The sequence below is a fragment of the Psychroserpens citreus genome (assembly GCF_055686305.1).
In genome coordinates this window covers 1,902,344-1,923,862 of sequence record NZ_CM145999.1, presented here as the reverse complement: position 1 = coordinate 1,923,862, position 21,519 = coordinate 1,902,344, and the positions used below count along the sequence as shown (strand labels likewise).

The following is a 21,519-nucleotide window of genomic DNA, read 5'->3' as shown; positions in this document are numbered from 1 at the left end:
GAATAGATGACTATGAATTACTTTAAATATACATTAATATTATGCTTAGCAATAAGCATCGTTGGTTGTTGTGCCACCAAAACCACAACTAATAAGGACACTGCTATGGCTGAAGCGCCAGAGGCTCCTGAGGTTGTAATTAACACTACTGAGGAAACGCCAAATATTGAAACACCAGAACATAATGAGAACACTAATCAGGTTGAGATTATTGAAACTCCATTACCTATTGAAACAGTAACAACATCTGTAGATAATACTATAAGAGCCAGAGTCAATCATGATGTATGGAATGAATTACTTCAAAAACATGTATCAGATCAAGGCAATGTGAATTACAAAGGATTTAAAACCGATAACACCAAATTTTATGGGTACCTGAATGTACTTTCGGAAACACCTCCACAAGATTCTTGGAGCAAGGATGAAACATTAGCTTACTGGATGAATGTTTACAATGCATTCACAATTAAACTCATTTTAGATAATTATCCTGTTCAAAGTATCAAGGATATTAAAGGTCCTTGGAACCATCGCTTTATTAAAATTGGAGACAAATGGTATACACTAAATGATGTTGAGCATAGAATTATTCGAAAAATGGATGAACCTCGAATTCATTTTGCGCTTGTATGCGCAGCAGTATCTTGTCCGCGTTTATATAATAAAGCTTTTACAGAAGCTAATCTTGAAACGGACTTAGAAGCATTAACTCGTGAATTTCTTAATGATACTTCTAAAAATGAACTTAGCGAAAATTCTATAAAATTGTCCAAAATTTTTAAGTGGTATGGAGGTGACTTTAAAACCAATGGCAACAATTTAATTGATTTCTTAAATCAATATTCAGAAGTAAAAATTTCACGTAATGCTAAAAAAAGCTACAAAGATTATAATTGGGATTTGAATGAATAAAATCTCAATAATAATTCCTGTTTTAAATGAAGCCAAAACTATTGAATCTCTTTTGTATCATTTAGTTGATGCGGCGTCTTTAGATAATATTTCAGAAATTATACTTGTTGATGGTGGCAGTACAGATGGAACACAAGAAAATGTGAATCATTATATAACTATGAGTGCAGATCAAAAATCAAAAAAAGGTTTCGACTGCGCTCAACCTGATATTAAAATTCTGCATTCTGAAAAAGGTCGAGCAAAACAAATGAATTTAGGAGTAACGCATGCTAAAGCTAGCATCCTATATTTTTTACACGCCGATTCATTTCCACCTAAAAATTTTGACCAACTTATCATTTCTGAAGTTGATAAAGGTAATAAAGCTGGCTGTTTCAGATTAAAATTTGACAGTAATCATTGGTGGCTACGTTTAGCAAGTTGGCTAACACAATTTCAATGGAGAGCCTGTCGTGGTGGTGATCAAAGTCAGTTTATCACAAGAGAATTATTTGATGAGATTGGCGGTTATGATGAAAACTATATCATTTACGAAGACAATATTTTAATTAATGAACTCTATGCTAGACAACAATTTGTTGTGATAAATAAACAAATACGAACTTCTGCTAGGTTATATCGCAAACATGGTATTTGGAAATTGCAATACCATTTCTGGACGATTTATGTCAAAAAATGGTTTGGAGCTTCGGCCAATGATTTGTATACGTATTATAAGAAGTACATTAGCTAATTTTGTTTTAATTCTTTTAATCTGTTAATTGCATATTCGATATTTTGTTTAGCGGCACGCTCATACCAATACAATGCCTTATCGATATCTTTTGTAGTACCATCTCCATGCTCATACATGTAGGCAAGATTAACTTGTGCAATCGAAAATCCTTGTTTAGCTGATAACACATAGTTTTTAAAAGCTTCTTCAGGATTCTTCTCAACCCATTCACCATTATAAAACATAGAGCCATATTCATATAAGCCATACTTTTCATTTGCTAATGCTGCAATTTCAAAGTAATTAAATGCTTTCTCTAAATCTTTATCTACACCGAACCCTTGTTTATAAATTTGCCCAAGGTTTGTTGCAGCTACTGGTTCTTTTAGCTCCAGAGCTCTTTCAAAAAGCAGTCTCGATTTGGTGTAATCTTGAGCCACTTTTTCACCTCTCAGATAAAGCGTAGCCAAGTTATTAATCGCAGCAGTATGGTTTTGATCTGCCGCTTTTTGGTATAATTTGACTGCTTTAGAAATATCAACATCCACACCTTTACCATCTTCATAGCAACTTGCAAGATTAGTAAGCCCATAGGCATCGTCCATATTGGCAGATTTCTTATAGTATGAAATAGCTTTTTCAATAGATTGATCGACATATCGACCATCTTCATACATATTTCCTACATTATTAATTGCTCTTGCGTGTCCCATTTCTGCTGCTTGAGAATAGTAATCAAATGCTTTTTTAAGGTCTTTCTCAACCTGAATTCCTTTAGCATAGCAATACCCTAAATTATTATAAATTGTGTCTGTTTTAACTTCGGCAGATTCCCATTTCTGAATATATTTCTGTATTTCTTGATCTGACTTTTCCCACCAACTAACCTGTGCAAATCCAAGCCAAGGTGAGAGTATTAATAATAAAATGATGTTTCTCATAACTGCAAAATAATCAAATTATGCTAGATTATTTAATCCGCATTCTAATGTTTGATAAACTGTCATCAATTAGTAATTTACCATTACGATATATTTCTCTTAATTCTCCTTGCTGTTCATCTTCCCATGATACTTGATCTATTAATCGATAATTTCCATTTTGCTTTTCAATCTTAATTAAGCCCTTTGCAGAGGTCTTAGTACCATCATCTGTAACTGGATCTTTATAAATTTCTCGTCCTTCACCATTAACTTCACCATAAGTTGCTTTCATAGCAAACCCAAAGGTATCACGTGTATTATATTGATAAGTAAAAGAGCCTATTCCTAAAACCACATTCGTTGAAGCAAATCCTTTTTCTTTAAGACGTTCACAAATTTGAGTTGCACGTTCCAAAGTAATACTATCTCCATAGATTGCTCCAATATGGGAATCGAGTTCTTTGTATCCTTTTGTGTTGATGGTACCTCCAAAAATGTCCCATAGTAACTCAATAACACCCTTTTTTTCTTCGGAAGACACACTATTTGGATTCCCACAAATTATATCTACTGGATCTCCAGAATCTGGTCGAATTACCACTTTTCCTTCTCTTGATAATACATCTTCTTTTAAATTTGGCAGGTACTCTGTAAGTACTTTCCATAAATCCCAAGTATCGGAAACGATAGAAACAATACCATTAGGATATACTTCTGAAATTAAGCGTTTAAAAGTTTCTTCTTCGCCAGAATTAGTCCCCATACACATAACAGAATGTTCAGTTGCAGCAACTGTACCTCCTATCAAATTAAGATCAGAATTTGCATTGTAATAGGTTTCTAAGAAATCTATAGCTGGAATCGTATCTGTTCCGGTAAAACTCAAAAGATGACCAGCAGCAGACATCATTGCAGCTTCTAATCCAGCCATACCACGCATTGAAAAATCATGACCTTGCCAATCTACAAACTCAGGAATTGATGATGTTTCACGAGCATACTTATCTAATATTTTTCGGTATTGTTTAGCAATTGTTGCTGAATTACAAGGCATCCAAAGTGTAGTTGATAATAAGGTTTCAAAATAATTAGTTAGCCAAAAAAATTCTGGTTTCGTATTATACATCGTTAGCATTGGAACACGAATTGGAACTTGAACACCTTCTGGCAAAGCCTTAATTGCCATTGGCAAATACCTCAAATCATGTAAAGCTTCAATGTGCTCAATACCAACTTGATTGTCTCCTAAATAATTATTGATACGTCTAGAATAATGTTTGCAAATCTCATCTTTTGGGCGACTGAAGAAATTAGTATTAAAATCGTCAATCATATATTTTTTAATAAAATATTGCAGTCCGAAAAACACAACCTCATTAACACCTTCTATCCTACTCTTTCGTGGTGTCCAGTTAGAATACACCAATGTAGTTCCTTCTGGATATTGTCGTCTATGATCTACTTTGTAACCGTCTGTATATAGTAATGGGTTCATAGTTTCTAAATTTAATTTGCGTAATTATTACACAAATATATAATACTATTTACGATTAAAAAAACAATTTGTGTATTATTTACTCAAAATAAATTACGGCTTGATTTTTGCTGTTTTAATATGTGATCAATTTTTACAAAAGAGGGTCAACATCTTAAAATCTATATCAGATAATTTATTTGTAATACTTAATCAATGAGCTTGAAAGCTTAGTGAATTTATTGTAATATTTAACCATTCATGAAATCAAAACATCAGTAATAACAATATGAAAACATCATTTTTTTCTGTTTTATTTTTATTCATTTTTATCATATCTAGCCATGCCCAAAATACGAAAGCGATTTACATTAAACTCATTGACAGTGAAACCTCTGAACCAATTTCCTATGCATCTGTTATTATAAAAGGATCAACAAAAGGTGTCATCGCCGATTACAATGGTGAATTTAGAATACCTATTCAGTACTATGAGGCAAAAAATTCAATTGTTATATCATCAATTGGTTTTGAGACTAAAGAAAAAGCACTTGAAAATTTCAAATTAAGCGGATTAAATATCATAAATCTCAAGCCTCAAATAGAAGCGCTTGATGCAGTTATAATAAGTTCGCGTACAAAAATTAAAGGAAATTATATAAATGCTAAGGAACTAGTAAAAGCAAGTAGGACGATGACAGCTAAAGAAATTGTTCTTAAAGCGATTCGAAAAATTCCAGAAAATTTAAGTAATAATCCTCATTCTTATATCGGTTATTACAGAGATTATCAATTAGTAGATAACGAGTTTCACAACCTAAATGAAGGTATGTTTGAAACCTTCGACAAAGGGATAAGTACTAATTTTTTAAAAGACAATCAGAATCAGACCGTAATCTATGACTTTAAACGAAATACAAATTTTATTCAAGACTCTTCATTAACCAAAGCTTATAACGGTACAACGAAGTATATTAAATATTCTGAAATTTCACCAAGAGGTGGTAACGAATACTCCATCTTAAATACACATAATCCTATTCGCAATTTTGAATCTAACACGTTTTCATATGTTTACACTTTGGAGAGAGATTTTCCTAATTTGCATAAATTTAGAATAGATAAAATCGTCTATTTAAATGATGAACCTCTCGCATTAATTGCATTCAATAACACAGAACCAAGAGATTACAATAATGCCTACGGAATAAAATCTTCAAGAGACAACTATGTGAAGGGAACACTTTATATATCCTTAGTTGATTATTCAATTCACCGTTTTAATTATAAGGTTCTTGTTCCAAGAACCAAAAACATCCTATTCAATGTCAGTTTAGAGTATGCAAGGCAAGGTGACTTTATGTACCTCAATTATATTACTTTTAATAATGCATTTGTTGTCAATGAAGAATTTGAACTGCGTGAGGAACAAGTGACATTCGAAAATTCTGATCAGGCTTTTTATATTCTTTTCAATAATACCAAAGACAAGCTTAATTTCAATACAGTTCTTAGTACAAACTTTAAATTTAAACTAGGAAAGAGGCGATTGAAAACGATACTTACCGAAAAAATTTCTGAACGCTTAATAAAAGTTACGGTTGAGGGATTTGATGGCGTTCCAATTGAAATAAACAAAACTAATATTGACGATGTGACTTATACTTTCAAAAATATTAAAGATGTAAAAGGCAGGGAAATTTATGGGTCAAAATCTATTGAAGGAGATCAATTTAGAGAGTTTTTTGTTCAACAAGTAAATCTTGAAAAATCCGCAGATGTTGATTTAAATTTTATGATTCAAAATTTACCAATTGATAGCTCACCTCGAAATAAACTTCCTGATGCCAACCAGTATTGGATTAATACACCTTTGATGAATAAAAAATACCGACATGTAGACCATTAGATTCAATGACTAAAATATTCATCAAAGAATTACCTATGATTTATTTCTACCCAATTCATCGGGATACAATTCTGTCAACACATCACTTTGGAAAATCTCTTTTGTATTAATATCTACAGCTGACAACTTCCCTATAAACGCAGCTCCTGTATCAACATTCCATACATTAACAGCATGCATAGGTTGACTTTGTTTGAAGTTAATCGTTGGGGTATGACCAATATAAATTTCGTTGTAATGCTTTAAACGATTAGGATATAATGCTGAATCTTTTGCAATGCGTTTATCCATTGTTAAAGCCATTTCCCATAGTGTTCTATCAAAGTAGAAATTTTCTTTGTGGACTTCTCTCTCTACGCCATGCATTGAAGTAAAACCTGCATGGATGAATAACCGATTCTCATCATCAATATGATACAAAGACATATCTTCAAAGAAATATAAGTGTTGTTTTTTCTCATCTTCAGAAAAGTCCTTATAACTCCCAACAGTTTCTTGACCTCCATGTGCCAACCAAACAGCTTCACCTTGACCTGTTCTAAGCCAATCTTCACACCACACATCATGGTTTCCCTTAATGAATATGCAATCGTTAGTTTTTGATAACTCAATCAAATATTGAATAACCTGAGCAGATTCACTCCAACCATCAACATAATCTCCTACAAAAATGAGCTGATCGTCTTTTGTAAGTTTTAATCGTTCCAATAATTGGGTTAAAGCTCTTAAACCTCCATGAATATCTCCTATAACTAGTTTTCGCATATTTCATTTAATTTATACATCACATCAGTTCGTAACACATATTTTACACCTGATACTATTTCTTTACCTTCATGTCGTAATGGATGATGAAATACTAATGCCATTCCTGATTTAGGTTGAATTGTAGCAATCTTTCTAAATTCGGTAGCTCCTCCTTCAAAATCAGCATTCAAATAGATAAGAAACGACAAAATACTAAACTCTTTGTCATTTCGTTCATAACTACCGTCACGATGCATCTTAAACCGTTGTCCTGGCTCATATCTATAAATTCGAAACATTTCATTAAGACCAATCGCAATACTTGATCCTATTGTACTTGGCACGAATGCTTTTAGTCGCAACCACAAATTATTAGCCAAATCTTCATCAAAGAATAACAATCTATCATTATTACGAATCATTTTGTTAAGCACTTGGCTCCCTTGCATATTGATTTTTGCCGCCTCAAATGTTTGTAATTCGGATTTTTCAATAAAATTAGAGCATTCGTTTACTGACAAGAAATCATCAACTGTAAATATTTGTGGATGTAATTCAATTTTTTTCATTGTTTCAAAATTGGATAAATGCGGTAGGGACATGACTAGTTAGCCATACACCATTTTCAGATTGATAAAACTCATAACCTTGCTTATACATATCTCCTGAGTCTATTTTTAAAATGACAGCAGCACCTCGTCGACTTCCAACCAAATTTGCCGTATCTAAATCTTCGGATAAATGCACATGTTGTCGACTTCGCTTTTGCAATCCTGTATTTTTAATTGAATCCAAAAATTTAGCTACTGTTCCATGATATAACATTTGAGGTGGTTTTACTGCCTCAAATTCTAAATCGATCGTTTTCACAGAGTGGCCTTGATTGGCTCTAATCTTAGTTTTGTTATCATTAAATGCAAATCGTTGCTTATCATTAGTGACAACAATGTCGTGTAATTCATCTTCAGAAAAATACACCTGTCTGCGTCTCGCTTTTTCTATAAGTTCATTGACCTCAGCCCAACCGTTGTCATTCAATTCCAGATTGATATATTCCGGTCTATGCCGTAAGACCAGACTTAAGAATTTACTTATTCGTTTTTTATCTTTTTCGTTCATTGTAATCGCAACTGTTTATTCAATTCATTATCCTCAAACACCAATGGGTGCTCTTCAGGAATATACAATTCCTCTAGTTGGTTACTAAACACAAACTGATATTGTTCTTTCACAAAAGCTGTGATATCTTCAATTTCTAGAATATCGTCTTTTGCATATCGTTTAATTTCAACACCTCTAATTCCAATCTGAATGGCTCTTCTCTCTAATTTTGCTCCATAGGGATCATGATCAGGATCCCATTGCAATCTAATTGCCGAATGTTGCACTTGTTCTTGCCAGGATGCTCTCGAATCGTATAAATCAGATTGATAACTTGAATATACAGCTTGTTTGAGATAGCGCTCAAAAGCTTCTCGTTTCAAATGTATCGCTAAGACAACTTCCTGATCTGCTTTAGTTGCCCAACCATTTCTATACATCATCCATAAAAAATTAGGTTTAATCCATGTCATTCGATTTAAACTAAATGCACCTCCAAAATATTGGTTTTGGCTTGCGAAATTTCCTATTTCTGGTCTATAAGATTGGTATACCACAATTTTGTCATTATCAAATTGTGCCATGATATGATGACCAGTTTTTGGCCATTCATTTAGTTGTTCTATATATGGTTTTAATTGTAATTTCATTTTATTAAGTCTTCTAATTTAATCTGCTCCACGTCTTCATCCAAGGTTCTAAAACTATCAGTAGTATATATTTTAGTAAAATGTTGTTTCAATATAACACTGCCTTTACTGAAAATCCCATGACTTACAGCTAGATACAAATCTCCTGCATTTTTAGTTTTAAGTGCTTCAGCTAACCCTATAAATGTACCACCTCCATCACAAATATCATCTACAATTAAACACGACCTCCCATTTAAATCTTCTTCATATACTTTGAAGCCTTCAAGCTTTCCGTTTTTTATATTTCGCTGTTTTGAGCATTCTACAACTGGTAAGCCTCCTAAAAATTCAGACACTTTATAAATCTTTTTAAGAGCACCTCCATCTGGTGAAATCAAAATAATTTTTGATTTGATATCGTCAACAACTTGTTTTATAAAGTTATGGTTATCTATCACCTTGCAGTTATTTAATAAAGCCGGAGTAACTTCAGAATGCGGATCAAAAACAATTACCGATTCCAAATTTAACTCATTAATCAAATTTGCATAAACCTTAACCGACAAAGCTTCTCCAGGAATCATCACACGATCTTGTCTAGCTCCTGGCATATAAGGTAAGAACAGCATAATAGAGGTTACTCCTAATCGTCTTAAAGCATCAACGGCAACTAATAGCAATCCTAAATCATTAAAAGATCTAATTCTTATTGTTATGGTAACAGATTCAGACACATTTAAAGTGGACAATATCTTGATATGAGGCTCGCCACCAGAAAATGTAAAGCTTTCAAATTGAATATTTTGACGATTCCCAAAAGGCTGAAATGAGGGGTCTAAATTTAAAATCATTTGCGTTATTTTTACACAAATGTAAATTGAATATACGAATTGACCAAATGTATTGTGTATTTTTTACACAAACTTGATGTCGAAGTGAAAACCATCATCCACCAAAGCATCATACTTTTTCTTATTAAATTTAAAGAGTTTTGCTGGTCTGCCGCTACCTTCTTTGTGCATTTTATTGGTTTCTTCTATAATACCGAAACTCATGATTTTTTTTCGAAAGTTACGTCTATCTATGGCCTGCCCTAAAATTGTAGTATATAAATGTTCTAAATCTGAAAATGGAAACTCTGCACTAAGTAAATCGAAACCAATAGGTTGATAAAGCAACTTACCCTTAAGACGTTTTTCTGCAGTACTAAAAATGGTTTTATGATCAAAAGCAAGTTTAGGCAATTTATTAACTGAAAACCATTTGGCTTCTGTAGCATCTGTATCTGCCTTTATTTTAAAATGATTAGGACGTACTAGTGCAAAATAACTAACTGACACCACTCTATTTCTAGGATCGCGTTTTGGTTTTCCAAACGTATATAATTGCTCTAAATAATCAATCTTAACTCCAGTTTCTTCTTTAAGTTCGCGTTTTACAGCAGCTTCTAAAGACTCATTTTCTAATACTAACCCACCAGGAAGTGCCCAAGTATTTTTAAAAGGATCCACACCTCTTTTTATTAATAAAACCGATAAATCCCCCTTAGATTCGTAACCAAAAACCACAGCATCTACTGCAACTTTAATGTTTTGTTGTAATGACATTTTATTTTGTGTAGTATAAACACAAATATAAGGATAAAACTAAAAGTATTGACCAATTCCGAAAACTAATCCTTTGGTCGAATTCTCAGTAATTCCAATCCCGTAATCGATTCTAAAAATAGCATTGAAGATTTTTTTATGAATAAATCGCAAACCAACACCTGGATAAACACGTATATTTTGGGATTCACTAAAATCACCAAAATCGCCACCAGGATTACGCCAGCTTCCTGCATCAACAAAAGCATTACCTTGTAATGAAAACCATCCTTTTTCATATAGAGTATGACGATATTCGGTATTGAGTACAATTGCAGCAGTTCCACGATCAATCGTATTTCCAACACCTCGAATATTTAAATTATTATCTACTGAAAAAGGTGCAAATGGTGTTTTGTTATTTGTAGCGATACCCAGTCGTAATCGACTTGCCCAATTGCCTTTACCTCCGAAGCGTTTAAAGTATTGAAAGTCGTTCCATCCAATTAAAAATGCTGGTAGTTGTGTTTCATTTCTAGAGGTTACATACTGAAAATTAAAAATACTTCTAAACCCTTCAACATATTGATAATCATAATTGAGATTATTATACTCATAAATGAGCTTGTATAAAAGTTTATGCACTCGGAGTTCTTGAGGCACATCAGGATTTACTGCCCCAGATTTGTATTCGTAGTCTTCTGTAAAATAATTCAGGCCAACTTCAAAACGATTATTAAAGTTAAGTTGATACAAACCTAAGATTTCAAATGACTCATTATTGTATTTATAATCAGCAGTAGTATTATCAAAAAACACGGGTTCTTGGGTGGTTAAATCTTGATAATTTAAAGCCAATCCTAATTGTTTTGAAAACAAAAAAGGTGCTCTAAAATTTATAGCATAAGAATCATAAATATCTTTTTGATAAAAGCCTCCAAAGGTCATATTCTGTCCAAAAAGATTAAATTCATATAATCCTAAGCGATAAGCAAATTCATCATCATCTGTAGTATATACATTAGCTGAAGGTATGATGGTGAAATTTTCTTCAATATTGTAAAACACATTATAAGTGTTAGGCTCTTCAGCTTGAAATACCTGATAATAGGCATGTGCAATTGAAGGCAGTCGCTTAAGAAGTTTTATATCTTCTTCAATAACAGTAGAATCTAATATAACTCCAGGTTTAATATTAGACATTTTTTTTACAAAAGATGATTTTAATTTCTTGTTGCCTTGCACTTTGAGATCGGAAACTCTAGGCTCTTGTCCATAAGCAAATACTGTAAACAGCAGCACGATTATAATTGGTAGTTTCATGTGATGATGATTAGTGTCTTTGGTCGAAATCATCACATTTCCTTACGAAAACATAGAAGTATTTTAATTGGATTTATAAAATGTTTGAATGACTGTTTCGACAGGTTTATTTTGAGGAGTAAATTGATTGTCTTTAGTTCCTCCTACTTCATCATGCGCGTGAAACCATTTCCAAACAAATCCACCTGCAAACCAATCTTCGGTCCAGAATTCTTCAAATAAGGCTTGAGTGGCATTTGTTTGTCCGTCAAAATTTAAAGATTCTATAGTATGATCACTATTCCAAGGTTTTTTACCCGTATAATCCATACTTCGATAGCCATATTCTGTAAATAAAATAGGTTTATCGTTTGCCTCAGAAATAGATTTAATAACTGTTTTATGCTTTTGCCAACCAGCTTTACAATCTTCAACAGTTGGTGTTTGGTTATCACTAACAGGAAAGTAGGCATCAACTCCAATATAATCTAACTCACTCCAAAAGGGCGTCCGTTTAAACTCATCCCAATTAGCAGCATAGGTTAATTTCCCTTTATAAACTGTTTTTATCTTTTTAATAAGCTCATGCCAATATTCTGGTCGTGCTTTGACAAAATTTTCTAATTCGGTACCTATGCAAAAAATATCTACATTAGTTTCTTGTGCGAGGTCAGCATATTCCATGATAAAACTTGTATATGATGCTTCAAGTGTTTTCCAGTCGGCTTCGTTATCCATTTTAATATAACCAGTAAACTCACCACGCCATACCCAAATTTGAGGTTTGATCATGATTTTGAAATTCTTTTTTCTAAGTTCTTCGATGTACTGCTTGGCGCCTGCTCTTGTTTCACCAAACCATTGTTTGTCGGTATTATGAGTAATGTTGGGATGAGATAAATTTCGGATAAAGCCAAAAGGCATAATTGCTGCATAATTTGCACCAACATTAGCGGCAGGTTTTGTATGTGTTTCATCAATTGGAATCCCTGAAGCCACAAAACTCAATCCGTTAATTTTTTCAGATTGAGCTGCACAAGAAGATAATATAAAACATAACACTAGGAGTCTAAGTACAGTCATAACTCAGTAATATAGACTCCTAATTTATGGTAAAGACTAGAACAATGCTCTTAAGCCTATGTTAAATGTTTGTCCGAGACCTGTATTATTTCCTCTAATAAAATTGGTATATAAGGTTTCTATATTCAAAACTTTGGTGAGCTGATACTTTGCGCCACCTCCAATTGCAGTAAAATCTTGTTCAAAATCATTACCAGTATCAATACGCTGCGAATGTTGTACCAAACCTAAAATAGTAAATTTCTGATTTGGGAAATAACTTAAAAATACTCCAGGTGTTAATGATAAGCTGTTATTGGCAAAGCTATCTTCTTTTTTTCCAAAGTTATACTCAGTATTCAACTCGGTAAACAATTGCCAATCTCCACTAGGAAATGTATAATCATAGAAGAATCGGTTTTGAAAAATGAAGCCTTTTTGGTCTAAGAATACTCCATTTTCGGTCTCATTATCAACTAAAGGAATATGAAATGCTGTTTGAATAGTAAAGTTACTCACACTTTTTATTGGGTTAAATTTTACAGCTGGTGCAAAAGAGGTAAAACCAGATCGCGCTGTTCCACTTTCACCATCAAAAGAGAATACATCTAATGCGCTTCTATCATTGATGACATTAGAACGAAATTCTAATAACAATCCAACATTAAAATTACTGTTATCTGATACACCTGTAAAAACATCAATAGTAGATGTGAAAAAAGTTTGTCGAGGCTCTTTCCCTTCAGAAAATGTACTTTCTGTTTGTGTATACAAGTTGTTAAACCATTTGATATCCCATTGTCCCTTATTTAATAATTTTGAAGGCGTATATTCTTGAATGACGCTTTTTTCAATATCCAGATTCTCTTGAGAAAAACCAGTTAGTGTAATACTTACGATAGCTATTAATGTGATTATTTTTTTCATTTCAATTTTTATTTGGTTCTTTAATTTTTCTTTATTGTTTGTTTAATTTCCAGTTGTAAGGGTAGTATGAAATTTTAGATTTAGCAGCCAATTTTTCTGATCTAAACCTATTGATATAGTCAATTTCATTTCCGCTTTTAATAAAATCTTCCTTGTACCATTTAAAGATTTCAGATAGCTCAACTTTATTCTTTTTAACTTTAATAAAATTGGGATTATTAAGTGCTGCTTCAGTTTGCTCCTGTAATTGTATGTCTAAGGTGCTTGGCTTATAAGCTTCATTTATTAATGGCGGACAACCAATAGCTCCACATACCAAGACAAAATGGAAACGCGCATCTCCATACTGTGCTCTTAATTTTTTATTTTCTATATCATTGAGTGTTATAGATTCTCCGGCAATTTTATAGGTAGTCTTATCAAAAAAACCAGGTTTATCTAAAGGGGATTGTATAGGATAATTATCAATAATTCCTTTAATCACCGAAATATTATAGGCATTAATCCAAAATGCCTGATATGCCTTCGCATTATTTTTAGAAACTGAAATATCCTGTACCATGTTAACTAATTCATTTAAAGTTTCGGGATTACTTTTAATAGAGGCATAAGCTACTTTTCCCTCAGACACATTCGTTTTAAAAAAAGTATCAGCAGCTTTAAAAAATGCAGATGTATTTTGAGTGAACCCGTAATTAACGGTTCCAAAGAAGAAGACGGTGATGATTATGATTTTTTTCATGTTAGTTCAGTCTTAAATTATTTTTTTACAATGGCTAAGTCGTTTAAAAACCCTTTACTTACAAGGATTTTAAAAAAAATCTCACGTCTATTTTCAGAAGTAAACCTTACAAATAATTTTTAATTTAAAACTGATATAAATAAGAATGCCCAATTAAGTTCTTATCTTTAAATTCGACAGATTCGTCATAACAACCAAAAATTATGGAGCACATCGTTATCATTGGAAATGGAATTTCTGGTGTCACTTTAGCAAGACATATAAGAAAGCTTTCTGATAAAAAAATCACAATTATTTCGGCTGAAACCGATCACTTTTTCTCACGAACTGCACTCATGTATATTTATATGGGACATATGAAGTTTGAACACACAAAACCATATGAAGATTGGTTTTGGAAAAAGAACCGCATCGAACTACTGAAAGCTTATGTCAAGCAAATTGATACCGATAATAAAACACTGCACCTTGCTAATGGCAATCAACTTAATTATGACAAACTTGTACTTGCAACTGGCAGTAAACCCAATAAATTTGGATGGCCTGGACAAGATTTAGATGGTGTTATGGGCATGTATCATAAACAGGACTTAGATAATCTTGAAATCTATGCTCCAAATAATAAGGCATGTAAACGAGCAGTGATTGTTGGTGGTGGTCTGATTGGGATTGAACTTGCCGAAATGCTAAACTCAAGGAACATTCCAGTCACATTCCTAGTTCGCGAATCAAGCTTCTGGAATGGCGTTTTACCATCTGGCGAAAGCAATATGATTAATAGACATATTAAAAATCACCATATAGATTTACGTTTATCAACAAACTTAAAGGAAATTATTTCGGATGAAAACGGTAAAGTTAAATCTGTAATTATTGAAGAAACAGGTGAGGAAATTCCATGTAATGTTGTTGGTTTAACAGCAGGTGTTTCTCCAAATATAGATTTTATAAAACGTTCAAAAATTGAAACTGGTCGTGGTGTAAAAGTAAATCGTTTTCTAGAAACTAATATTCCTGATGTATATGCTATTGGTGATTGTGCCGAACAACATGAAGCTATAGGTAATCGAAGACCTATTGAAGCTGTTTGGTATACTGGACGAATGATGGGAGAAACCTTAGCACAAACTATTTGCGGCAATCGCATTCAATATAAACCTGGTCATTGGTTTAACTCTGCTAAATTTTTAGATATTGAATATCAAACTTATGGTTGGGTATTTAGTGAACGAAGCAAACAAGATTATGAGCAACATTTTCATTGGAAACATGAAGATGATACTAAATGTATTACTGTAGCATATCATAAAGACACGAATCAATTTTTAGGGATTAATACTTTTGGAATTCGTATGCGACATGAAACTTTTGATCAATGGCTGACAGAACACAAAGACATTGATTATGTAATGAATCATCTTTCGGAAGCCAATTTCGACCCAGAATTTTATAGTCATTTTGAAGCCGATATTTTATCTGCTTACAACAACCAACTCCAACACGCTTAATCATGAGTAATAAATTAAATCATAGTATGTCTTTGGCTCAACCTGATGCTGTAGACATTTCAAACAAACAGAAAGTAGCTTTAGCATTAGGCATAGTAGGATTACTTATTTTAGCACTAGCGCTTTTTAATACAAACTTCCCAAACAAAGGACTTTTTTTAACACTGGCTTTAGGGTTAATTACAGTAGGAATTGTGATTTATTCTAAAGATGCTTACCTCACAAAACTAGAAGGTATAAAAAATGATGGGGTCTGGTTTAAATCTATATCCTCAAGAGGTATTTGGGGTTGGATTGTAGGAGTAATCCTTACAGCATTTTATATTGTATTATACTTTTACCCTCAGTACTTAGGCCTAGGCACTGATGGTGCGGCAAATACAGGCTTAATCAGCTTATTTGATCCTTTAAGCCAATTATTAAGTGGCCGAAATGCGAGCCAATGGTTTGTCTATGGCACTTTATATACTGTGGCCATATTAGCTTTTGGTTATAAATTTATTTTAAAATATAGGCATAATCGCTACCAACAAATACGTACAGTATCGGTAATGTTTTTTCAATTGGGTTTTGCCTTTTTGATTCCTGAATTCATGTACGTTATGAATAATGATTTACCATACTACGATTTAAAAAGTGTATGGCCGCTAAACTATTATATTTTTGACGAATGGTCTGTAAAAGGATTTCTTTCAAACGGAAATATTGGTTTGGCTTTAATCTTATTTGGAATCATCTCCATATTTGTTATCACACCTATTTTGACCTATAAGTTTGGAAAAAGATGGTATTGCTCTTGGGTTTGTGGATGTGGAGGATTAGCAGAAACCGCCGGTGATTCCTTTAGGCAATTATCTTCTAAAAAAATGTCGGCGTGGAAATTAGAACGCTGGTTAATTCATCTCGTTTTAGTCTTTTCTGTAGTAATGACTACAGCAATGGTTTATACTTATCTAGGGTATGATAGTAATAATTTTTGGTTAACTCGAGGTGTCTTTATTTCTTTAGTCATCGGATTCTTAACTCTAGTATTCACTCTAGTCATGGTTTTTAAAAGACATGAATTAGGAAAAGATGCAAGATATGGTGCTATTGGTTTATTTATAGTTATCGCACTATTGATAACCATGCATTTTACAGGAACAACAGACCATGTGTTTTATGTAAAAGCAGGAGCTTTACGATCGGCTTATGGAATATATATTGGATCTATCTTTTCAGGAGTTATTGGAACAGGGTTTTATCCAATTTTAGGAAGTCGATCGTGGTGTCGTTTTGGTTGCCCTATGGCAGCTATCTTAGGGTTCCAACAACGCTTATTCTCAAAGTTTAGAATTACAACTAATGGTGGACAATGTATTTCTTGTGGAAATTGTTCCAACAGTTGTGAAATGGGAATTGATGTAAGACACTATGCACAAAAAGGTGAAAATATTGTGCGTTCTAGTTGTGTTGGATGCGGTATTTGCTCTGCAGTTTGCCCTAGAGGTGTTTTAAAATTAGAAAATGATAGCATGAAGGGACGTATCAATCCAACTGAAATTTTATTAGGAAATGATGTTGATTTAATGGATTTAGTAAATCAAAACTAATGAGACTTTTCGTTATTTTATTTCTTTTTAGCACTTTCGCATTAGGACAAAGATTCTATCAAAAGAATCTATTTGAAAATGGACATATGAATTCTGAAGGCTGGATTGAAAACAATTTAAAGACAGACTACTGGAAGTTTTATTATAAAAACGGTAAGCTTTCTAAAGAAGGCCATTTTAAAAATGATAAACAAACAGGGTTTTGGACATTTTATAATCTAAAAGGCCAGCTTCAAAAAGAAGGTTATTTTGTAAATGGGTTAAAAAGTGGCTACTGGAAAATATATGATAACAATAAGCTTATTGAAGAAGGTAACTATAAAAATGGAAAACGAGTAGATTATTGGAAATTTCATTATTCTAGTTCAATCTTGAAAGAAGAAGGCAACTATAAAAGCGGACTTAAATCTGGATATTGGAAATCATATTATACTAATGGGCAACTTTCAAAAGCAGGGCATTTTAAAAACAATCGAGAATATGGTTATTGGAAATTTTACCACAGCAATGGGCAATTAGAAAAGGATGGTGAATTTAAGTTAGGAAAATTCGCTAACTATTGGCAATTTTACGACATCAGCGGAAAAAAAATATCTGAAGGGCATTACGTGGATGGCAAGAAGAAAAACTGGTGGTTATTTTATGACTCCGAAGAAAAAGTAAATCACAAGTGTCAGTTAGATAACAACCAAAAAAACGGCTATTGTTTGATGTATGATAATGAAAAATTGGTGTCAGCAGCAAAATATTCCAAAGGAAAAAAAATAAAAGAATGGACGGATTTAGCGTCATTTAAAAAAGAAAACAAACTTAGCGATCTTAAATGACCAATATTAAAGTCATCATCCCTGCTTATAACGAGGCAGATTCTATTGCACATGTCATTAAGGATATTCCTGATGTTGTAAATGAAATTATTGTTGTGAGCAACAATTCTAACGACGACACCGAAGTCAATGCTAGAAATGCTGGTGCTACTGTTTTAAAAGAAAGCAATAGAGGTTATGGCTATGCTTGTTTAAAAGGCATGAATTACATCGCATCTCTTAAAAATAAACCAGACATTATCGTCTTTTTGGATGGTGACTACAGTGATTACCCGGAAGAATTAACCAAAATTGTTACACCGATTTTAGATGATAATATTGATTTTGTGATTGGAGCACGTGTCAAAACATTGAGAGAAAAAGGATCTATGACGATTCCGCAAATCTTCGGAAATTGGCTAGCCACAACACTTATGTCTATATTATTTAGAGCTAAATTTTCTGATTTAGGACCATTTAGGGCCATCAAATATGACAAATTACTTCAATTACAGATGGAAGACAAAACATATGGTTGGACAGTTGAAATGCAATTGAAAGCCTTACGTCAAAAGTTATCTTATATTGAAGTTCCTGTACATTACAGAAATAGAATAGGTGTCTCAAAAGTTTCAGGTACCGTAAAAGGTGCTATATTTGCAGGCGTAAAAATCTTAGGTTGGATTTTTAAATACAGTTTTAAAACATGATTCTTGAAACAATCATAATTATTATCTATACCATAGCTATCTTGCTCATTTTTATGTATGCGCTTGCTCAGCTTAATTTGTTATTCAATTATTTATCTTCTAAGAAAAAAGATAATAACTGCGAAACCTTTGATTTATCGAATCCAGATGAAGTCCCATTAGTTACCATACAGCTTCCTGTGTATAATGAAATGTATGTTATGGAACGCCTGTTAGATAATATTGCGCGTATTGAATACCCTAAAGACAAATTAGAAATTCAAGTTCTTGATGATTCAACCGATGAAACTATCGAAACTACGCGTCAACATATAGAAAAACTAAGCGCAACTGGTTTAGACATCAAACACATCACTAGAACAGATCGAAGCGGTTTTAAAGCTGGTGCACTTAAGGAAGGTTTAAAGGTTGCAAAAGGAGAATTTATCGCCATTTTTGATGCCGATTTCCTACCAAAGAAAAATTGGTTAAAACGAACAATCCCTTACTTTAAACAAAAAGACATTGGTGTGGTTCAAACCCGTTGGGGTCATATCAATCGCAATTATTCTATACTAACAAAAATCCAAGCCTTTGCTTTAGATGCTCATTTTACTTTAGAACAAGTAGGTAGAAACAGTAAAGGACATTTCATTAACTTTAATGGCACAGCAGGTATATGGCGCAAAGCGTGTATTCTCGATGCTGGTAATTGGGAAGGTGATACTCTTACCGAAGATTTAGACTTAAGTTATAGAGCGCAACTCAAAAATTGGAAATTTAAGTACTTAGAAGATGTAGAAACACCAGCCGAACTTCCTGTTGTGATTAGCGCAGCACGTTCACAACAGTTTCGATGGAATAAAGGAGGTGCAGAAAATTTCAGGAAAATGTTATGGCGTGTTTTAAAGTCTGATAATATTTCTACTAAAACTAAAGTTCATGGCTTACTGCATTTACTTAACAGCACTATGTTTTTAAATGTATTTATTGTTGCTGTGTTAAGTATTCCAATGCTTTATATAAAAAATGAATACGCGCACTTAAGGTTTTACTTTTATTTCATGAGTTTCTTCGTGATGAGTACCGTTATTTTCTTTGTATGCTACTGGTTCATGTATAAACAAATTTATGGTAGCGGTTTCAAACGTTTTTTTGGATACATAGGAATGTTCTTTACGTTTTTCTCCATTGCAATGGGCTTTTCGTTACATAATTCGATAGCTGTTATTGAAGGACACGTTGGCAAACGCAGTGAATTTGTAAGAACACCAAAATTTAATATTAGTACCTTACGCGACTCATGGAAAGGCAACAAGTATCTCCGTAAAAAATTATCACCTCACGTGATTATTGAAGGATTGCTTATGCTGTACTTTGGATTTGGATTATATAGTGCTTTTGTTGTTGGTGATCAAGGTGGAGATTTTGGATTATTTCCATTTCATTTGATGTTATTTATTGGATTTGGCTATGTGTTTTTTAAATCCCTATCCTCTAAAGTTTAATGCGATTCTGGAAGCTTTATAAAGTTCCGCTACTGCTTACATTTGTTAGCCTATTTCTCTATTGGACATTTGCTTACGATTTAGTTAGAACAGATTACACCAAGCTTATTGTACTATACAGTGGTCTTTGGCTGACATTTCTTTTACTTCTGAAATATGCTAATAATATACCGTATTTAACAACCATTGCGTTTATTTTTCGTGCTATTTTTATTTTAGCAATTCCTAATTTATCTCAAGACTTTTACCGTTTTATATGGGACGGGCGTATGCTTCTTGAAGGTCTAAACCCCTATCTGTTTACACCAGAATCATTTATTATATCTGGAGACTATCCAATTACCCAAGCTAGAGAATTATATGCAGGTATGGGAGAACTTAATGGTAGTCATTTCACCAATTATCCGCCAATAAACCAATTATGTTTTGCTATAGCTAGTTTATTCTCTGGTCATAGTATTTTAGGGTCAGCAATAGTTTTTCGTTTATTGATTATCGCTGCGGATTTTGGGACTTTTATCTTCGGAAAAAGGTTATTAGAACAATTAAACATACCTACAAAGCATATATTTTGGTATATCCTTAATCCCTTTATCATTATAGAACTTACTGGAAACTTACATTTTGAAGGGGTAATGCTATTCTTTTTAGTTTGGAGCCTGTATTTATTGCATTCTAGCAAATGGAAATGGGCAGCTGTTGTTTTTGCCTTATCAATTTCAGTAAAATTGATACCCTTATTATTTTTACCATTGTTATTCTGGTGGTTCAGTTCAAGTAAACAAAAGATATTTGGGTTACAAAAATTAATTTCTTTTTATGCTATTGTTGGTCTAATTACAATGCTATTGTTCGCACCATTCTTTTCTATAGAATTTGTAAATAACTATGCACAAACTGTTGGGTTATGGTTTCAGAATTTTGAATTTAACGCAAGTATTTATTATATCTCTCGAGAAATTGGATACCATATCACTGGGTTTAATGAGATTAAAATTATTGGAAAAGCGTTACCTTTATTAGTGTTTTTGTTTGTAATAATACTAGCATTGTCTCGTAAAACACTTGATATAAAAACGCTCATAATTAATATGTTACTAGCGTTTACAATCTATTTATTTTTAAGCACCACAGTTCATCCTTGGTATATTGCTACATTAGTATTACTAAGTGTATTTACCAATTACAAATACCCATTAGTTTGGAGTTTTGTAATTATCTTAAGCTATCTGGCCTACATCAATATCAACAAAATGGATAAGTCGGAAAACTTATGGATAATTGCACTAGAATATATCATTGTATATTCGGTCTTTATCTGGGAAGTCTATTTAAGAAAGTTAGTTAAAAAACACTAACTTAAAATAATCAACTAGTC

The 21,519-nt window shown here is 32.8% G+C and carries 21 protein-coding genes; 9 read left to right on the top strand and 12 right to left on the bottom strand.

Annotation, left to right across the window (positions count from 1 at the left end):
- Window positions 1–12: 12 nt before the first annotated feature.
- Together ACTU6T_RS08615 and ACTU6T_RS08610 are read left to right on the top strand one after the other, a co-directional pair.
- On the top strand, window positions 13–915 hold the full coding sequence (locus ACTU6T_RS08615; protein ID WP_460217806.1) for a DUF547 domain-containing protein: 903 nt from the start codon (window positions 13–15) through the stop codon (window positions 913–915).
- On the top strand, window positions 908–1,651 hold the full coding sequence (locus ACTU6T_RS08610; RefSeq protein WP_460217805.1) for a TIGR04283 family arsenosugar biosynthesis glycosyltransferase: 744 nt from the start codon (window positions 908–910) through the stop codon (window positions 1,649–1,651). The genes ACTU6T_RS08615 and ACTU6T_RS08610 overlap by 8 nt, the downstream gene beginning before the upstream one ends.
- Here the strand turns inward: ACTU6T_RS08610 and ACTU6T_RS08605 are convergent.
- Both ACTU6T_RS08605 and ACTU6T_RS08600 read right to left on the bottom strand, forming a co-directional pair.
- The gene (locus ACTU6T_RS08605; RefSeq protein ID WP_460217804.1) at window positions 1,648–2,574 is read right to left on the bottom strand and encodes an SEL1-like repeat protein; all 927 of its coding nucleotides are present in this window, start codon (window positions 2,572–2,574) and stop codon (window positions 1,648–1,650) included. The two genes, ACTU6T_RS08610 and ACTU6T_RS08605, sit on opposite strands and share 4 nt — an antisense overlap.
- A gap of 28 nt (window positions 2,575–2,602) precedes the next feature.
- Entirely contained in the window at window positions 2,603–4,051 is a 1,449-nt protein-coding gene (locus ACTU6T_RS08600) for a nicotinate phosphoribosyltransferase (protein ID WP_460217803.1), read from the bottom strand.
- A 268-nt stretch (window positions 4,052–4,319) separates the two neighbouring features.
- Between ACTU6T_RS08600 and ACTU6T_RS08595 the strand changes: the two genes are divergently transcribed.
- The gene (locus tag ACTU6T_RS08595; protein WP_460217802.1) at window positions 4,320–5,939 is read left to right on the top strand and encodes a carboxypeptidase-like regulatory domain-containing protein; all 1,620 of its coding nucleotides are present in this window, start codon (window positions 4,320–4,322) and stop codon (window positions 5,937–5,939) included.
- A 33-nt stretch (window positions 5,940–5,972) separates the two neighbouring features.
- Here ACTU6T_RS08595 and ACTU6T_RS08590 read toward each other — a convergent pair whose 3' ends face one another.
- From ACTU6T_RS08590 to ACTU6T_RS08545, 10 genes are all read right to left on the bottom strand, one after another.
- Window positions 5,973–6,704: a metallophosphoesterase gene (locus tag ACTU6T_RS08590; RefSeq protein WP_460217801.1), complete on the bottom strand. Its 732-nt coding sequence runs from the start codon at window positions 6,702–6,704 to the stop codon at window positions 5,973–5,975.
- On the bottom strand, window positions 6,692–7,255 hold the full coding sequence (locus ACTU6T_RS08585; RefSeq protein ID WP_460217800.1) for a 2OG-Fe(II) oxygenase: 564 nt from the start codon (window positions 7,253–7,255) through the stop codon (window positions 6,692–6,694). The genes ACTU6T_RS08590 and ACTU6T_RS08585 overlap by 13 nt, the downstream gene beginning before the upstream one ends.
- Before the next feature lie 4 nt (window positions 7,256–7,259).
- Complete coding sequence (locus ACTU6T_RS08580) at window positions 7,260–7,805, bottom strand: RNA 2'-phosphotransferase (protein ID WP_460217799.1); 546 nt, start codon at window positions 7,803–7,805, stop codon at window positions 7,260–7,262.
- Window positions 7,802–8,437 carry a DUF4291 domain-containing protein gene (locus ACTU6T_RS08575; protein WP_460217798.1) on the bottom strand — a complete coding sequence of 212 codons (636 nt, stop codon included), beginning with the start codon at window positions 8,435–8,437 and terminating at the stop codon, window positions 7,802–7,804. Before ACTU6T_RS08575 ends, ACTU6T_RS08580 begins: the two co-directional genes overlap by 4 nt.
- Window positions 8,434–9,270: a ribose-phosphate diphosphokinase gene (gene prs, locus ACTU6T_RS08570; protein WP_460217797.1), complete on the bottom strand. Its 837-nt coding sequence runs from the start codon at window positions 9,268–9,270 to the stop codon at window positions 8,434–8,436. Before prs ends, ACTU6T_RS08575 begins: the two co-directional genes overlap by 4 nt.
- Window positions 9,271–9,333: 63 nt before the next feature.
- Entirely contained in the window at window positions 9,334–10,026 is a 693-nt protein-coding gene (locus ACTU6T_RS08565) for an NUDIX hydrolase (RefSeq protein WP_460217796.1), read from the bottom strand.
- Between the two features lie 39 nt (window positions 10,027–10,065).
- Entirely contained in the window at window positions 10,066–11,328 is a 1,263-nt protein-coding gene (locus ACTU6T_RS08560; RefSeq protein WP_460217795.1) for a POTRA domain-containing protein, read from the bottom strand.
- Window positions 11,329–11,391: 63 nt separating this feature from the next.
- A complete protein-coding gene (locus ACTU6T_RS08555; protein ID WP_460217794.1) occupies window positions 11,392–12,390 on the bottom strand; it encodes a glycoside hydrolase family 113 in 999 nt (332 codons plus the stop codon).
- A gap of 36 nt (window positions 12,391–12,426) precedes the next feature.
- Entirely contained in the window at window positions 12,427–13,296 is an 870-nt protein-coding gene (locus ACTU6T_RS08550) for a transporter family protein (protein WP_460217793.1), read from the bottom strand.
- Between the two features lie 31 nt (window positions 13,297–13,327).
- A complete protein-coding gene (locus ACTU6T_RS08545) occupies window positions 13,328–14,038 on the bottom strand; it encodes a DUF547 domain-containing protein (protein ID WP_460217792.1) in 711 nt (236 codons plus the stop codon).
- A gap of 203 nt (window positions 14,039–14,241) precedes the next feature.
- On the opposite strand from ACTU6T_RS08545, the gene ACTU6T_RS08540 reads away from it, so the two are divergent.
- Genes ACTU6T_RS08540 through ACTU6T_RS08515 form a run of 6 tightly spaced genes read left to right on the top strand, consistent with a single transcriptional unit; the run spans window position 14,242 to window position 21,499 of the window.
- The gene (locus tag ACTU6T_RS08540) at window positions 14,242–15,546 is read left to right on the top strand and encodes an NAD(P)/FAD-dependent oxidoreductase (RefSeq protein ID WP_460217791.1); all 1,305 of its coding nucleotides are present in this window, start codon (window positions 14,242–14,244) and stop codon (window positions 15,544–15,546) included.
- 2 nt (window positions 15,547–15,548) lie between these two features.
- On the top strand, window positions 15,549–17,138 hold the full coding sequence (locus tag ACTU6T_RS08535; protein WP_460217790.1) for a 4Fe-4S binding protein: 1,590 nt from the start codon (window positions 15,549–15,551) through the stop codon (window positions 17,136–17,138).
- The gene (locus tag ACTU6T_RS08530) at window positions 17,138–17,965 is read left to right on the top strand and encodes a toxin-antitoxin system YwqK family antitoxin (protein WP_460217789.1); all 828 of its coding nucleotides are present in this window, start codon (window positions 17,138–17,140) and stop codon (window positions 17,963–17,965) included. The genes ACTU6T_RS08535 and ACTU6T_RS08530 overlap by 1 nt, the downstream gene beginning before the upstream one ends.
- Window positions 17,962–18,654 carry a glycosyltransferase family 2 protein gene (locus ACTU6T_RS08525; RefSeq protein WP_460217788.1) on the top strand — a complete coding sequence of 231 codons (693 nt, stop codon included), beginning with the start codon at window positions 17,962–17,964 and terminating at the stop codon, window positions 18,652–18,654. Before ACTU6T_RS08530 ends, ACTU6T_RS08525 begins: the two co-directional genes overlap by 4 nt.
- A complete protein-coding gene (locus ACTU6T_RS08520; protein ID WP_460217787.1) occupies window positions 18,651–20,141 on the top strand; it encodes a cellulose synthase family protein in 1,491 nt (496 codons plus the stop codon). The genes ACTU6T_RS08525 and ACTU6T_RS08520 overlap by 4 nt, the downstream gene beginning before the upstream one ends.
- Complete coding sequence (locus ACTU6T_RS08515) at window positions 20,141–21,499, top strand: MptA/MptB family glycosyltransferase (RefSeq protein WP_460217786.1); 1,359 nt, start codon at window positions 20,141–20,143, stop codon at window positions 21,497–21,499. The genes ACTU6T_RS08520 and ACTU6T_RS08515 overlap by 1 nt, the downstream gene beginning before the upstream one ends.
- Window positions 21,500–21,519: the final 20 nt, after the last annotated feature.

Bases quoted from the DNA above. Each gene is read 5' to 3' on its own strand.
- ACTU6T_RS08610 (WP_460217805.1), top strand. From the start codon at position 908: ATGAATAAAATCTCAATAATAATTCCTGTTTTAAATGAAGCCAAAACT.
- ACTU6T_RS08540 (WP_460217791.1), top strand. From the start codon at position 14,242: ATGGAGCACATCGTTATCATTGGAAATGGAATTTCTGGTGTCACTTTA.
- ACTU6T_RS08530 (WP_460217789.1), top strand. From the start codon at position 17,138: ATGAGACTTTTCGTTATTTTATTTCTTTTTAGCACTTTCGCATTAGGA.
- ACTU6T_RS08545 (WP_460217792.1), bottom strand. From the start codon at position 14,038: ATGAAAAAAATCATAATCATCACCGTCTTCTTCTTTGGAACCGTTAAT.
- ACTU6T_RS08595 (WP_460217802.1), top strand. From the start codon at position 4,320: ATGAAAACATCATTTTTTTCTGTTTTATTTTTATTCATTTTTATCATA.
- ACTU6T_RS08525 (WP_460217788.1), top strand. From the start codon at position 17,962: ATGACCAATATTAAAGTCATCATCCCTGCTTATAACGAGGCAGATTCT.
- ACTU6T_RS08520 (WP_460217787.1), top strand. From the start codon at position 18,651: ATGATTCTTGAAACAATCATAATTATTATCTATACCATAGCTATCTTG.
- ACTU6T_RS08565 (WP_460217796.1), bottom strand. From the start codon at position 10,026: ATGTCATTACAACAAAACATTAAAGTTGCAGTAGATGCTGTGGTTTTT.
- ACTU6T_RS08585 (WP_460217800.1), bottom strand. From the start codon at position 7,255: ATGAAAAAAATTGAATTACATCCACAAATATTTACAGTTGATGATTTC.
- ACTU6T_RS08615 (WP_460217806.1), top strand. From the start codon at position 13: ATGAATTACTTTAAATATACATTAATATTATGCTTAGCAATAAGCATC.
- ACTU6T_RS08550 (WP_460217793.1), bottom strand. From the start codon at position 13,296: ATGAAAAAAATAATCACATTAATAGCTATCGTAAGTATTACACTAACT.
- ACTU6T_RS08515 (WP_460217786.1), top strand. From the start codon at position 20,141: ATGCGATTCTGGAAGCTTTATAAAGTTCCGCTACTGCTTACATTTGTT.
- ACTU6T_RS08580 (WP_460217799.1), bottom strand. From the start codon at position 7,805: ATGAACGAAAAAGATAAAAAACGAATAAGTAAATTCTTAAGTCTGGTC.
- ACTU6T_RS08535 (WP_460217790.1), top strand. From the start codon at position 15,549: ATGAGTAATAAATTAAATCATAGTATGTCTTTGGCTCAACCTGATGCT.
- ACTU6T_RS08605 (WP_460217804.1), bottom strand. From the start codon at position 2,574: ATGAGAAACATCATTTTATTATTAATACTCTCACCTTGGCTTGGATTT.
- ACTU6T_RS08600 (WP_460217803.1), bottom strand. From the start codon at position 4,051: ATGAACCCATTACTATATACAGACGGTTACAAAGTAGATCATAGACGA.
- ACTU6T_RS08575 (WP_460217798.1), bottom strand. From the start codon at position 8,437: ATGAAATTACAATTAAAACCATATATAGAACAACTAAATGAATGGCCA.
- ACTU6T_RS08590 (WP_460217801.1), bottom strand. From the start codon at position 6,704: ATGCGAAAACTAGTTATAGGAGATATTCATGGAGGTTTAAGAGCTTTA.
- prs (WP_460217797.1), bottom strand. From the start codon at position 9,270: ATGATTTTAAATTTAGACCCCTCATTTCAGCCTTTTGGGAATCGTCAA.
- ACTU6T_RS08560 (WP_460217795.1), bottom strand. From the start codon at position 11,328: ATGAAACTACCAATTATAATCGTGCTGCTGTTTACAGTATTTGCTTAT.
- ACTU6T_RS08555 (WP_460217794.1), bottom strand. From the start codon at position 12,390: ATGACTGTACTTAGACTCCTAGTGTTATGTTTTATATTATCTTCTTGT.